The organism is Variovorax boronicumulans (genome assembly GCF_040544675.1).
Taxonomy (GTDB): Bacteria; Pseudomonadota; Gammaproteobacteria; order Burkholderiales; family Burkholderiaceae_C; genus Variovorax; species Variovorax boronicumulans_D.
On sequence record NZ_JBEPKK010000019.1, the window covers coordinates 19,892 to 33,267 of the forward strand.

At 66.7% G+C, this 13,376-nt stretch carries 11 protein-coding genes; 10 read left to right on the forward strand and 1 reads right to left on the reverse strand.

Annotation, left to right across the window (positions count from 1 at the left end; genetic code table 11):
• The first annotated feature begins 11 nt into the window (after positions 1-11).
• The 7 genes from ABIC90_RS24670 (at position 12) to ABIC90_RS24700 (ending at position 9,418) form a co-directional block, all read left to right on the forward strand.
• Complete coding sequence (locus ABIC90_RS24670; RefSeq protein WP_354358878.1) at positions 12-851, forward strand: ABC transporter permease; 840 nt, start codon at positions 12-14, stop codon at positions 849-851.
• Complete coding sequence (locus ABIC90_RS24675) at positions 851-1,888, forward strand: ABC transporter ATP-binding protein (protein ID WP_354358880.1); 1,038 nt, start codon at positions 851-853, stop codon at positions 1,886-1,888. Before ABIC90_RS24670 ends, ABIC90_RS24675 begins: the two co-directional genes overlap by 1 nt.
• A gap of 154 nt (positions 1,889-2,042) precedes the next feature.
• Positions 2,043-3,020, forward strand: coding sequence for an ABC transporter ATP-binding protein (locus ABIC90_RS24680; protein ID WP_354358882.1), 978 nt, complete (start codon positions 2,043-2,045; stop codon positions 3,018-3,020).
• Entirely contained in the window at positions 3,017-4,333 is a 1,317-nt protein-coding gene (locus ABIC90_RS24685) for an amino acid deaminase (RefSeq protein WP_354358884.1), read from the forward strand. The genes ABIC90_RS24680 and ABIC90_RS24685 overlap by 4 nt, the downstream gene beginning before the upstream one ends.
• 13 nt (positions 4,334-4,346) lie before the next feature.
• Positions 4,347-5,261 (forward strand): MurR/RpiR family transcriptional regulator, encoded by a 915-nt coding sequence (locus ABIC90_RS24690; protein ID WP_354358886.1) that lies wholly within the window; start codon positions 4,347-4,349, stop codon positions 5,259-5,261.
• Complete coding sequence (locus ABIC90_RS24695) at positions 5,258-6,727, forward strand: N-acyl-D-amino-acid deacylase family protein (RefSeq protein WP_354358887.1); 1,470 nt, start codon at positions 5,258-5,260, stop codon at positions 6,725-6,727. The genes ABIC90_RS24690 and ABIC90_RS24695 overlap by 4 nt, the downstream gene beginning before the upstream one ends.
• A gap of 240 nt (positions 6,728-6,967) precedes the next feature.
• A complete protein-coding gene (locus ABIC90_RS24700; protein ID WP_354358889.1) occupies positions 6,968-9,418 on the forward strand; it encodes a hypothetical protein in 2,451 nt (816 codons plus the stop codon).
• Between the two features lie 292 nt (positions 9,419-9,710).
• Here ABIC90_RS24700 and ABIC90_RS24705 read toward each other — a convergent pair whose 3' ends face one another.
• Entirely contained in the window at positions 9,711-10,625 is a 915-nt protein-coding gene (locus ABIC90_RS24705) for a LysR family transcriptional regulator (RefSeq protein ID WP_354359014.1), read from the reverse strand.
• Between the two features lie 132 nt (positions 10,626-10,757).
• Between ABIC90_RS24705 and ABIC90_RS24710 the strand changes: the two genes are divergently transcribed.
• The 3 genes from ABIC90_RS24710 to ABIC90_RS24720 all read left to right on the forward strand — a co-directional run bounded on the left by ABIC90_RS24710 (position 10,758) and on the right by ABIC90_RS24720 (position 13,373).
• Positions 10,758-11,663 (forward strand): amino acid ABC transporter substrate-binding protein, encoded by a 906-nt coding sequence (locus ABIC90_RS24710; protein WP_354358891.1) that lies wholly within the window; start codon positions 10,758-10,760, stop codon positions 11,661-11,663.
• A 2-nt stretch (positions 11,664-11,665) separates the two neighbouring features.
• Positions 11,666-12,958 (forward strand): aminotransferase class V-fold PLP-dependent enzyme, encoded by a 1,293-nt coding sequence (locus tag ABIC90_RS24715; protein WP_354358893.1) that lies wholly within the window; start codon positions 11,666-11,668, stop codon positions 12,956-12,958.
• 118 nt (positions 12,959-13,076) lie between these two features.
• Positions 13,077-13,373: an iron uptake protein gene (locus ABIC90_RS24720; RefSeq protein WP_354358895.1), complete on the forward strand. Its 297-nt coding sequence runs from the start codon at positions 13,077-13,079 to the stop codon at positions 13,371-13,373.
• The last annotated feature ends 3 nt before the right edge of the window (positions 13,374-13,376 follow it).

Consider the following 13,376-nt stretch of genomic DNA (forward strand, 5'->3'; position numbering starts at 1 on the left):
GAAGAAAAGAAATGCAAATGCCAAGAATGCTCCGCCAGCTGATGCACCGCCGCATCGTGATGGTCTCCGCGCTGGTGCTGCTGGTCATTGCCGTCATGGCCATCGGCGCGCCCCTGTTCGCCTCCATCGACCCCAACGACACCGCCGTGCTCGACCGCCTGAAGGCGCCGAGCGCCGCGCACCTGCTGGGCACCGACGAGCTCGGCCGCGACATGTATTCGCGCATCGTGCACGGCGCGCGCTACTCGCTGGCCATCGCGGCGCTCACTGCGCTGGGCTCGGTCATCGCCGGCACGGTGCTGGGCCTGATGGCCGGCTTCTTCCGGCGCCTGGATACGCCGCTCATGCGCGTGGTCGACGCGATGATGTCCTTCCCCGACATCCTGCTGGCCATCGCGCTGGTGGCCATCCTCGGACCTTCGCTGATGAACACCGTGCTCGCGCTGGTGCTGGTCTACACACCGCGCGTGGCGCGGGTGGTGCGGGCCTCCACGCTGGTGGTGCGGGAGCTGCTGTTCGTGGAAGCCGTGCGCGCACTGGGCGTTCGCACCTCGCGCATCCTGTGGCGCCACATCCTGCCGAACCTGATGTCGCCGATCCTGGTGCAGGTGTCTTTCATCTTTGCCTACGCCATCCTGGCCGAGGCGGGGTTGTCGTTCCTCGGCGTCGGCGTGCCGCCCGAGATCCCGACCTGGGGCACCATGGTCGCGGGCAGCCAGCAGTACGCGCACCAGGCCTTCTGGGTGGTGCTGTTCCCGGGGCTGGCGATCATCTTCACGGCGCTGTCGCTGCAACTGCTGGGCGACGGCGTGCGCGACCTGCTCGACCCCAAGCTGAAGAAAACCTCGTGATGACGAACGCCAATCAAACCCCGCGTCTCACGGTCAGCCACCTGAGCACCAGCTTCCCCACCGAGGACGGCCTGATCCGCTCGGTGGCCGATGTGAGCTTCTCGATCCAACCGGGCAAGACCACCGCGCTGGTCGGCGAGTCGGGCTCGGGCAAGTCGGTCACCAGCCTCACGCTGATGCGCCTGTTGCCCAAGACGGCGAACGCGCAGGTCAGCGGCTCGGCCTCTTTCGTCACCCGTGAAGGCAAGACGCTCGACCTGCTGCAGATCGGCGAACGCGAGATGCGGTCGCTGCGCGGCAACCAGCTGTCGATGATCTTCCAGGAGCCGATGACCAGCCTGAACCCGGTGTTCACCATCGGCGAGCAGATCGCCGAGAGCGTGCGCCTGCACAAGGGGCTGGACCACAAGGCCGCGCTCGCGCATGCGCTGCGCATGCTGGAGCTGGTGGAGATTCCGGCCGCGGCGCAGCGCATCCACGAGTACCCGCACCAGCTCTCGGGCGGCATGCGCCAGCGCGTGATGATCGCGCTCGCGATGGCCTGCGACCCGACGTTGTTGATCGCCGACGAGCCCACCACGGCACTGGACGTGACCATCCAGGCGCAGATCCTGGAGCTCATGCGCCGGCTGCAGGCCGAGACGGGCATGAGCATCCTCTTCATCACCCACAACCTGGGCGTGGTCGCGCACCATGCGGACGATGTGGTGGTGCTGTATGCGGGCCGCGTGGTCGAGAGCGCGCCGGTGCGGCCGCTGTTCGCGCAGCCCGAGCATCCGTACACGCAGGGCTTGCTGGCCTGCCTGCCTGGCAAGGCGCGGCTGCCGGGGCAGCCCAAGCCGAAGCGGCTTTTTGCGATTCGCGGGCAGGTGTCCAGTCCGCTCGCGCCGCCGCCTGGTTGTGCTTTCGAGCCGCGTTGCGACCTGGCGCTGCCCGAGTGCAGCGCTGCGATGCCGCCGCTGATCGAAACGCACCATGGCCGCGAAGCGCGTTGCGTTCGCGTGCAGCCGATGCAGCCGCTGGTGAGGGTCGCATGAGAAGCGCACTGCCCGGCGTGTTGCTCCTTCCCCTTCCGGGGGAAGGCTGGGATGGGGGCAAGCGGCGTTCGTTCGGCGCAGTGCTTCATCCAGTGCCGTCGTGCCCCCACCCCAACCCTCCCCCGGAAGGGGAGGGAGCCAAAACAACATCCCCATGACCACTGCCGCCCCCCTCATCGAAGTCCGCGGACTCAAGAAGTACTTCGGCAGCAGCGACCGCCCGGTCCGCGCGGTCGACGATGTCTCCTTCGCCATCCAGCCCGGCGAAACCCTGGGCCTGGTCGGCGAATCCGGCTCCGGCAAGAGCACCATCGGCCGCACCGTGCTGCGCCTTGTCGAGCGCACCGAGGGCCAGGTGCTCTACCGCGGCGAAGACATCGGCGCGCTTTCGGGCGAGCGCATGCGCAAGCTGCGCAGCAAGTTGCAGATCATTTTTCAGGACCCGTACGCGAGCCTGAATCCGAAGATGCGCATCAGTGCGATCCTCGGCGAGGCGCTGTCCACGCATGGCCTGCACAAGGGCGCGGCGGCGCGCGACAAGCGCATTGCCGAGCTGCTCGAAACCGTGGGCCTGCGCGCCGAGCATGCGAGCCGCTTTCCGCACGAGTTCTCGGGCGGGCAGCGCCAGCGCATCGGCGTGGCGCGCGCATTGGCGGTGGAACCCGAATTCATCGTGGCGGACGAGCCGCTGTCGGCGCTGGACGTGTCGATCCAGTCGCAGGTCATCAACCTGCTGGCCGACCTGCGCGAGCGCCTCGGGCTCACCATGCTCTTCATCTCGCACGACCTCGATGTGGTCGAGTACCTGTGCGACCGCGTGGTGGTGCTGTACCTGGGCAAGGTGATGGAGGTGGCCGAGACCGACGAGCTGTTCGCGCGCCCCTCGCACCCCTACACCCAGGCGCTGCTGGCCGCCAGCCCCAAGCCCGACCCCACGCTCGCCACCGAGCGCATCGCGCTCAAGGGGGACATTCCCAGCCCCATCTCGCCGCCCTCGGGCTGCGTATTTCGCACGCGCTGCCCGCACGCCATCGAGGCTTGCGCGCAGACCGTGCCGCCGCTCGACGAAATATCTCCAGGACACTACAGCGCCTGCATCCGCAAGGAACTGCTTTCCAATATCGCCGCATGACGACCATGACAGACACCGCTACCGCCGCCCCTGACTTCAACGACCCGCTGCTGGGTAGCAGCTTCAAGGGCTACCCGCGCACGCAGGCGCCGCGCCGCCGCAGCGAAGTCGGCACCGCCGGATGGAATGTGCTGGCCGGCGACCTGCCGCTGCCGCTGGCCATGCTCAAGCGCGAGGCGCTGGAGCACAACCTCGCGTGGATGCAGTCGCGCGTGCGCGAGTGGGGCATCGACCTCGCACCGCACGGCAAGACCACCATGTCGCCGCAGCTCTTCCAGCGCCAGTTGGATGCGGGCGCATGGGGCCTGACCTTCGCGACCGTCACGCAGCTGGCCGTGGGCGTGGCGGCCGGCGCGCGCCGCACGCTGATCGCCAACCAGGTGGTGAGCGATGAAGACCTGGCGGGCATCCAGATGCTGCTGAGCGCCAATGCGGGCCTGCGCATCGTGTTCCTGGTCGATTCGCTGGCGCAGCTCGCGCTCATCGAAGACTGGGCCAGGCGCCATCCTGCAAGCGTGCCGTTCGAAGTGATGATCGAGATCGGCGTCGAAGGTGCGCGCACCGGTTGCCGCACGCACGAAGAAGCCGTGACGCTTGCCACGCGGCTGCGTGCAAGCGATGCGGTCAAGCTCGTGGGCATCGAGACCTATGAAGGGCAGGGCGCCACCGGCATCAGCGAGCCCGACACCGCGTATGCGAACACGCTGATGGACCGCGTCGAAGCCATCGCCCGCCACTGCGACACGCAAAAGCTCTTCGAGACCGACGAGGTGCTGGTCTCGGCCGGCGGCTCGGCCATCTTCGACCTGGTGGCCGGGCGCCTGAAGCCTGCATTGGGTTCGCCGGTGCGCGGCCTGCTGCGCTCGGGCTGCTACGTCACGCACGACCACGGTTTCTACAAGCGCATGGTGAATGCGGTGGACGAGCGCCTGGGCTGCGACTGCGGCGAAGGCCTGCGCCCGGCGATGGAGGTCTGGGCCACGGTGCAGTCGCGCCCCGAGCCCGGTCTTGCGATCCTTGCCGTGGGCAAGCGCGACATTTCGTTCGACCTCTCGATGCCCGTTCCCATTGCACGCGCGGCCCGCGGCGCGCTCGAAGCCGAGGCCGTGCCGACCGGCTGGAAGATCACCGCGCTCAACGACCAGCACGCCTACCTGCGCTGGGACGCGAGCGAAGAAGCGCTGGCGCCTGTCGTCGGCGACCGTGTCGGCCTGGGCATCTCGCACCCCTGCACCACTTTTGACAAATGGCACTGGATGCCCGTGGTCGAAGAGAACTACCGCGTGAGCGACGCCGTCGCCATGCATTTCTGAACGCGTGCCACCGATGACTCCCTCCTTGCTCAAGAGAATCGCCGAACTTCGCGGCAGCGCCCCCGCCACGCGGCGCGCGATTCTCGATCTGATCCTCGAAGACCCCGACCGCGCGCTCGAAGAGAGCTTCGAGCAGCTGGCCGAGCGCTCGCGCAGTTCGGTGCCCACCATCATGCGCACCTGCCGCGACCTGGGCTTTGCGGGCCTGCGCGAATTCAAGCTCGCGCTCGCGCAGGAGCTGGCGCTCGGCGGCTCGCCGCTGCACCGCCGCGTGAACATCGAGGACGCGGCGGACGAAGTGGTCAGCAAGATCGCACGCAGCGCTGCGGCCTCGGTCTCGGGCGTGCGCGGCCAGCTCGACATGCAGGTGCTTGACGGCGCCGTGGCCGCCATCGCCGCAGCGCCGCATGTGGACCTGTACGGCGCGGGCGCGACCTCGTGGTTCATGGCCAACGACCTGCAGGCGCGGCTCTTTCGCCTCGGCCTCTCGGCCAATGCCTGGGCCGACTACCACCTGCAGCAGGTCGCCGGCGCGGCGCAGCGGCCGGGCGGCGTGGTCATCGCGATCTCGCACGTGGGCGGCATGCCCTCGCTGCTCGATGCGGTGGACATCGCGCGCGGGCAGGGCGCCAAGGTGGTTGCGCTCACGCGGCCCGGCACCGCGCTCGCGGCCAAGGCCGACTTTCTGCTGGGCCTCTCGGTGCCCGACGATGCGGTGATGCACGTGGGCATCGACGCTTACCTCACGCACCTGACCGCCATTGAAATCCTCACCGTGCTGGTGGCGCAACGCCGCGGCGAGCCCGCGGTGCAGCGCCTGCAGCGCGCCCGCGAAGCCTTCCAGCGCCACGGCATCGACGCCACCACGCACCCGCTGCAAAGCTGGGACGGCGGCGGCATCAGCCGCAAGGAAGGGCGCGCATCGTGAGCGACGCCAAAGCCGTGCTGCTCGAAGCGGGCCTGGTGGTCGACGGTTCGGGCGGGCCTTCGTGGCCCGGTGACGTGCTGCTGCAGGGCGACCGCATCCTCGCGCTCGGCGAAGGCCTGCGCGGGCGGCTGCCCGAAGGACTTGCGCTCGCCGACATCGACATCGTCGACTGCCGCACCCAGGTGATCGCCCCCGGCTTCATCGACGCGCACACGCACGACGATGCGATCGTGCTGCGCGATCCGCTGTGCCTGCCGAAGGTGTCGCAGGGCATCACCACCGTGGTGACGGGCAACTGCGGCATCTCGCTCGCGCCGTACCGCACGCCGCAGTCGAAGCCGCCGCTCACGCTGCTGGGCGCCGATTCGTTCAGGCACGCGACCATGGCCGAGTACAGGGCGGCTGTCGATGCGACGCAGCCTGCGCTCAACGTGGCTGCGCTGGTCGGCCACACGACGCTGCGCTTTGCGAGCATGGAAGCGCTCGACCGGCCTGCGAGCGCCGAAGAGCTGGCGCGCATGGAAGCGCTGCTCGACAGCTGCATGGCCGATGGGGCGCACGGCATGTCGTCGGGCCTGTTCTACGAAGAAGCCTTTGCCGCGCCGGCGGAAGAGGTCACCGCGCTCGCCCGCGTCGTCGCGCGCCACGGCGGCGTGTACGCCACGCACCTGCGCAGCGAGATGCAGCAGATCGTCGAGGCGCTGCACGAGGCCGGCGACTCGGCGTTCAACGCCGGCGTGCCGCTGGTCATCTCTCATCACAAGTGCGCGGGCCCCGCGAACTGGGGCCGCACGAAGGAAACGCTGCCGCTCATCGAAGCGCTCGCGCAGCGCCAGAAGATCGCGATGGACGTGTACCCCTACGTGGCCGGCTCCACCGTGCTGCGCGAGGACCTGGTCGATGGCGTGATCGATGTGTTGCTGACATGGTCCGACCCGCATCCGGAGATGACCGGCCGCCTCGTTTCCGACATCGCGCGCGAGTGGGGCATCAGCGAGCAGGAGGCCTGTGTGCGGCTGAAGCCCGGCGGCGCCTGCTACTTCCAGATGCAGGAAGAAGACGTGGAGCGGGTCATCGCGCACCCGCTCACGATGATCGGCAGTGACGGTCTGCCGCACGACCGCCATCCGCATCCACGCCTGTGGGGCGCGTTCCCTCGCGTGTTCGCGCGCTACTGGCGCCAGCGCCGCCTCTTCACGCTGGAGCAGGCGGTGCACAAGATGACCGGCATGACCGCGCGCAACCTGCGCATCGCCGACCGCGGCCTGCTGCGCGCCGGCGCGATGGCCGACGTGGTGGTGTTCGACCCAGAGACCATCGCCGACACGGCGACCTACGACAAGCCGCACGGCGTGAGCGTGGGTGTGGAGCGGGTGTTCGTGAACGGTGTGCTGGCGTATCGCGGTGGGGAGGCGGAGGCGCGCGTGCTTGCGCGGGCGGGGCGGATGTTGACGCGCGGCAGCTAGACGCCTTCCGTGGCGCGTGCACATCGCACGCTGCTGGATCGCAGGCGTGCGCGGCTGGCATGAATGCTGCTTCGAAGGCAGCGTCTTTGCGAGGGAGGGGTGCATGACCTGACGGGCCGGCGATCAAGCCGCAGCCCGCACCGTCGCGCACGTGCTCCCGGACATTCGACACCCGTCGGGCGCGCTGTATGCCATGTGAGCAACACGCGCCCATCGTGCTTGGAGTCAGGGAGAGAAACAATGAAATTCAAACGTGCAAGGCGCGTGTCGCAGGCGTGCGCGCTTTTTCTTGCGGTCGCGTCGATGGGCGGATGCGGTGGGGGCGGTGATGGAGGAGGAAGCGCGGTGCCATTCGCGCTGACACAGCCGCCGCCTTCCGGTACGACAGACCCGGCGCCGCCACCCGCGGCACCTGCCGAACCCGCAGCGACGGTCCCCGTGACGGAGATGCCGAATCCGGCTGACCCGTCCGAAATCACCCGGTATTCGGCCACGGTGCCCTTTGGAGAAAAAGGCCGTTTCACGGCGTCGGAGCAGGTCGTCTACAGGTTGGGCACCACGGCTGTGTCCGACCAGAAGAACAAGGAGGTGATCTACACCGTGCCTTTGCGCGGCACGGTGAGGTATCCCAACGGCGAGGCCGGTACGCCGGGCATGTCCAAGGTTCAGGTGTCGCCATCGGGCGGCTTCCCCGTGGTGGTGTTTCTGCATGGCATGCACGACTCCTCGGAACTCAACAACGCCAAGGGCTACGACTACCTGCAGAAGAGCTTGGCGGAAAACGGCTACGCGGCGTTTTCCATCGATGCGGGAAAAATCAACGGTCTCAACAACTACAACGCATCCGATGCTGGCGCACTGGCGCGCGGCCAGTTGCTCATGACGACGCTCGACATGCTGCGCACGGGCAATGCCACCGGCGTTTTCAACGGCGTCGAGCTGGCGCAGCTCAAGGGAAAGCTGGACCTCGACCGCGTGGGCATCATCGGGCACTCGCGTGGCGCGGAAGCGGTCGCCTATGCGGTGGAACTGAACAAGCAGCGCATCGGTATCAGCTATGAGAACGTCGAGACGGCGCGCGGTCTTCGCATGGCCGCGGCGTTGGCCAAGGCAGAACTCGCGCAAGTTCTGGGTCGCGTGAACACAGCCAAGGCGGCGGCGGATGCCGCGGCCAGAGAACTGACCAAGGCAAAGACCGCGCTCGCGGCCGTGACGGCGGATTCGCCCACGCACGATGCACTCAAACAGGCCGTGGCGCAGCGCCAGAGCGAAGCCGTGGCCGCGAAGGCAAGACACGACACCGAGACGGCCGCGCTGACCACGGCTGCGGCAAAGCTGAGAGCCGCCGAGGCGGTGACACTGAAGGACATCAACGCGAACAGCGTGGCATGGCTTGAGCGCGCAGCGTCCCCGGATGCGCTGTCGCAGTCCGGTGTGCTGTTGCCTTCCGGCAATGAGCCGCCGCACAAGATACGTGCAGTTTTTTCGTTGGCTCCGATCAATGCCCGTCAGCTGTCGCGCGTCACGCATGTCCCGTTTGCAACGCTGTTGCCGACCTGCGATGGCGACGTCTACAACATGCCGGGCGCGCAGATCTTCGACGACAGCCGCTACACGGCGGAGGATGAAACCGCACCGAAATTCCAGATTGTCGCGAGAGGCGCCAACCACAATTTCTACAACACGCATTGGTCCGAGACTGATGATGCCGTAGGTTCGGATGTCAGTAACTACACGACGTCAGATGGCACCGTGTACGACATCGTGTCCCGCGGCGCTGCGCCCTTCCATTGCAAGCAGCCCGGGACCATGGAAACGCTGCGGCTCGGCGCAAGCGATCAACGGCGTGGCGGAGCCTTCCTGATGGAATCGTTCGTTCGCTATTTCGTCGGTGACGAAGTTCAGTTCGCGCCGTACTGGAAAGGCCAGGCACCCATTCCGTCCGCCGGATGTCCAGCCGGCGAGGCCAGTTGCAGCGAGCGCGTGGTCCTGACGATTCATCAACCGGCGGCTCAGCGCAAATTGCTTCAGAGCTTCCGAAATACAGACAGCAGCAAGAAGAACGAGAGCGGTCTGTCGGCAATGTTCGAGGCATTCAAGGAAGCCGTGCAGTGCCAGTTCCTGAGGAGCCGTGGACGGGCCGTGGCGGCGTGCACCGATCCTCTCACCAGCGCTTCCAGCAAGCCCCTGTTCAAAGAAGGCGAGACATATGACGTGAACACCTACGACAAGAAGACGCCGCTTATATGGTCGGTGACGGACCAAGCCCAGTTGCGGTGGGAAGAGGCCGGCTCGACCATGACCGTCAATACCGGCGACCTCTCGGCGAAGGGCTTCGACACCCTCAGCTTCCGCGTCGCCGTCCTGGCGCCGATCGGGCAGGAGGTCGAGGTGTCCCTGGTCGATACCAAGGATCGCTCCGTCGCGCTGAAGGGCAGCGATTTCAGCGACGCGCTCTACAGCATTGCGCGCAAGCCGAACGGATCGATCCCGCTGGTCGACGCGCCTGAAGACGCCATCTACGCCGACACCGGCACCACACGTCCGTTGCTGAACATGGTGGCCGTACCCCTCAAGGCGTTTGCAGTGCACGATGTGGACCTGGAGCACATCAAGCAGGTGAAGTTCCGCTTCCCCAAAGCATCGGGCAGCGTGGCTGTCACAGACGTGCAATTGCAGCGGATGGACTGAGCCGTCACCGATGGGATGTGCGTGAACACCACGCACATCCTTCCGGCGTAGTTCCGTCCGAATGTCCTCCGGCCCCCTAGATTCGTTGAGGAGGCGCCCGATGCCCGCGCAGCTGGACGCGCTGCCGGTGCTGGCCGATCAACGACCGCAGCTCATAAAGATCACGCCGATGGGGTGCCTTGCGCAGCGAAATAAAGGAGGAGGCCGCAGGCCGGGGGACATTCGCGGAGCAAGGTACCCCGTCGGCGTGATCGCGCCCCGAACAACGCACGTCAGTTTCGCCCGCAGTGCGTCAGTCCGCCGCGTCCGCCTGCGCCTGAAACATCCGCGTGAAATCGCAACATTCCTGCGCCAGCATCACGATCGACGAGGTCAGCGCGCTGCGGTGCTCGCCCTTGTGCATGGCCACGTAGCGCACCACCGGCAGTGGCGGCGTGACCTCGATCACCGCGAGCATGCCCGCGTCGACCATCGGAGACAGGCATTCACGCGGCAGGTAGCTCACACCCAGACCCGACACGGTGAGCCCCGTGAGCGCCACGAGGTTGCTCACCACGATCGCGTTGGACGGCTGCACACCCTGGTCCTTCATCCACGCGTCATAGGCGCGCCCTGTGCCCGAGTTCTTGCCCTGCACCAGCATGCGGTGGCGCGCCAGGTCGTGCAGGCGCACCGTGCCGGTGGAGGGCACCACGCCGGGCTTGCACATCCATGCGCTCTTCACCCGGCCGATGACCTTGCTCTGCATGCGCGAGTCGGCAAAAGAGTCCGGCACGACGGCCACGTCGAGCTCGTCGGCCAGGAGCTTGTCGCGCAGCTGCAGGCTGTCGTCCACGTCGGGCTCCAGGATCACCTTGGGGTAGTGCTGCTGGATCAGCCCAACCAGCCTCGGCAGCCAGGTCATCGCGGTGAGTTCGGTCACGCCGATGCGGATGCGGCGCTCCACCACTTCGGGCTTGCCGAACTGCTCGACCGCGGCATCGCGCTGCTCCAGCAGCCGCTTGGCGAGGACGAACATCTCTTCGCCCTTTTCGGTGAGGCGCGCGCTGCGCTGGCTGCGGTCGAAAAGCTCGGTGTCGAACAACAGTTCCAGCTCATGCACCCGCTTGGACACGGCGGATTGCGAGGTGTGCAGCTGGTTCGCCGCCTGCGCAAAGCCGCCCAACTGGCCGATCCAGTAGAGGGCTTCGAGTTGCTTGAAGGTCATCACGGTGCGGCACCTCGGCTGAAAGAACGCTTTTGGTGATCTGATTCGATCACAAAAAATCGCTTTTGGAAATTCGTCGACGGGCAGAAGATGCGCCCACACCCTCTTCATCGACCCTTCAAGGAACCCGCCATGAACCTCAAGAAACTGCCGCTGTCTCCCCTGGCATTCGGCCTCGTGCTGGCCTTCGCGTGCAGCGCCGCCAGCGCGCAGGACGGCGGCACCCTGCAGAAGATCAAGGAGAGCGGCACCATCCAGATCGGCGCGCGCGACAGCCAGATTCCGTTCTCGTACAAGCTCAGCGCCGACGGCGCGCCCATCGGCTTAACCAACGACATCTGCCTGAAGATCGTCGATGCGGTGAAGGCCAAGCTCGGCCTCGCGAAGATCGAGGTGCGCTACACCATGCTCAATTCGACCAACCGCATTCCGCTCCTGCAGAACGGCACGGTCGATCTCGATTGCGCGACCACCACCAACACCACGCAGCGGCAGGCGCAGGTCGACTTCGCGCCCAGCCACTTCGTGACCAACATCACCGCGGCGGTGCGCAAGAGTGCGGGCATCAACACGCTGGCCGACCTCAACGGCAAGAACGTAGCCACCGTCTCGGGCAGCACCTCCATCCAGCTGCTGCGCGGCGCGCGCAAGAGCGGCACCATCGAAGTGAACGAGATCGCGGGCAAGGACACCTCCGACGGCTTCCTGCTGCTCTCGACGGGCCGTGCCGACGCCTACGTGCTCGACGATGTGCAGCTTGCCGGCATGGTGGCCAGCGCCACCGCGCCGGGCGACTACAAGCTCCTGACGGAGTCGCTGCGCCAGGAGCCCTACGGAATCATGCTGCGCAAGGACGATCCGCAGTTCAAGGCGTTGGTCGACGAAACGGTCGCGGGCCTCATGAAGTCGGGCGCCATCGACCAGCTGTACGCCAAGTGGTTCATGTCGCCGATTCCGCCGAAGAACGTGAACCTCAATTTCCCGATGTCGGATGCGGTGCGCGAGATCTACAAGAACCCCAACAACAAGGGCGTCTGAGCATGGTGTCCACGGTTTCCAATCACCCCCGGGTCCTGGCCTTTTCCGATGCGCTGATGCGCGAAGTGAAGGAGCGCTTTCTGCTGGTCGACCGCGACCACCACGGTCGCGAGCGCCTGTACTTCGACAACGCCGGCGGTTCGTTCCGCCTGAAGGCAGCGGTCGAGCGTTTCGCGCAGGTCGATGCGATTCCCGACAACGCGGAGCGCATCCACGCCACCGCGGTCGAGCTGCAGCAGATCCAGGCGAAGGCCGCCGACGACCTGCGCACCATCCTCAACGCGCAAGGCGGCAGCGTGTATGCCTCGCTCACCGCCTCGGGCGCGATGTTCGACATGGTGCGTGCGGTGGCCGAGAACGTGCCGGGCACAAACATGGTCACGACCGTGCTGGAGCATCCCTCGGCCTTCGACGCGATGAGTCTCTACGCCGACCGGCTCGGCCGCGAACTGCGCGTGGCGAAGAGCAACCCGGTGACGGGCGGCGTCGATGTGGAAGAGATCGTGCGCCTGGTCGACAAGGACACCTGCCTGCTCAACGTGATCTACGCCTCCAACATCTCGGGCGCCAAGCTCGACATGGCCGAGATCGTGCGCCGCGCGCGCTCCATCAAGCCCGAGCTCTACATCCTGGTGGATGCGGTGCAGCACGCGCCGCATGGGCTCATCGACCTGCGGAAGACGCCGGTGGATGGCATCAACCTCGCGCCCTACAAATTCTTCGGATGCCGCGGCTCGGGGCTCTCGTGGGTGTCCGACCGCGCGGCCGTGCTGCCGCACCACAAGCTCGCGGGCAAGAAGCCGGACTTCTGGGACCTGGGCAGCTCCGCGCCATGGCAGTTCGCCGCGCTCACGGAAATCGTCGATTACGTCTGCTGGCTCGGCGGCCACTTCACCGATGCGGAGGAACGTCGCGCGTTGTTCGTCGAAGGCATCGGCCGCATCGAGCTGCACGAGCGCGCGCTGCTGGCCGCGCTGCTGGACGGCACCGATAACGCGACCGGGCTGCGCGAGATGCGGGGCGTCGAAGTGTTCCTCGACCACGAAGACTTGACGAAGCGCGACCTGATCCTGGGCATCGGCTTCGACCGCATCGACTGCACGCAGGCGGTGGTCGAGTACGGCAAGCGCGGCGTCACGGTGTACGAACGCGTGGCGACCAGCATCTATTCGAAGCGGATGCTCGAGTCCTTCGGGCTCGCCGGCACGGTGCGCGTCTCGCCGCTGCATTGCCATTCGATGGCCGATGTGGAGCGCTTCCTGAAAGTGACGCAGAACATCGCGGCGGCGTCGTGACCCGGCGGATCAAGTTCGCGCCGTAGGGTTGATCGAGCGGATGGCCGTTCGCATCGGAGATAATGCGAGCGATTCGCATTCGAATCTTCCCCGCAATCCGTCCCGTTCAGTCCACGCCATGGCCCGCAGTACCGCCTCCGCCGCTCACGTCGTCTCCCGCATCGCTGCCGGCGTGCTGGGCGGCTACGTCTTCTGCTGGGGCTTCATCGCGCTGGGTGTAGGCCTCCTGTTCAGCGCAGGCATGCCTTTCCACGACGCCGAGTCGCTCAGCAGCATGCTGGCCTTCCTCGTGTTCCTGGCCGCGTTTCTCTGGGCCTTCGCGGCGGGGAGCCTCACGCGCATGTGGCTTGTGCTGATGGGTGGCGGGCTCGTCATGACGGGTGCGGCCTCGCTGGTGCAGCGGGCGCTGCTCTGACCC

Bases quoted from the DNA above. Each gene is read 5' to 3' on its own strand.
- ABIC90_RS24680 (WP_354358882.1), top strand. From the start codon at position 2,043: ATGACCACTGCCGCCCCCCTCATCGAAGTCCGCGGACTCAAGAAGTAC.
- ABIC90_RS24720 (WP_354358895.1), top strand. From the start codon at position 13,077: ATGGCCCGCAGTACCGCCTCCGCCGCTCACGTCGTCTCCCGCATCGCT.
- ABIC90_RS24710 (WP_354358891.1), top strand. From the start codon at position 10,758: ATGAACCTCAAGAAACTGCCGCTGTCTCCCCTGGCATTCGGCCTCGTG.
- ABIC90_RS24690 (WP_354358886.1), top strand. From the start codon at position 4,347: ATGACTCCCTCCTTGCTCAAGAGAATCGCCGAACTTCGCGGCAGCGCC.
- ABIC90_RS24705 (WP_354359014.1), bottom strand. From the start codon at position 10,625: ATGACCTTCAAGCAACTCGAAGCCCTCTACTGGATCGGCCAGTTGGGC.
- ABIC90_RS24675 (WP_354358880.1), top strand. From the start codon at position 851: ATGACGAACGCCAATCAAACCCCGCGTCTCACGGTCAGCCACCTGAGC.
- ABIC90_RS24685 (WP_354358884.1), top strand. From the start codon at position 3,017: ATGACGACCATGACAGACACCGCTACCGCCGCCCCTGACTTCAACGAC.
- ABIC90_RS24700 (WP_354358889.1), top strand. From the start codon at position 6,968: ATGAAATTCAAACGTGCAAGGCGCGTGTCGCAGGCGTGCGCGCTTTTT.
- ABIC90_RS24715 (WP_354358893.1), top strand. From the start codon at position 11,666: ATGGTGTCCACGGTTTCCAATCACCCCCGGGTCCTGGCCTTTTCCGAT.
- ABIC90_RS24670 (WP_354358878.1), top strand. From the start codon at position 12: ATGCAAATGCCAAGAATGCTCCGCCAGCTGATGCACCGCCGCATCGTG.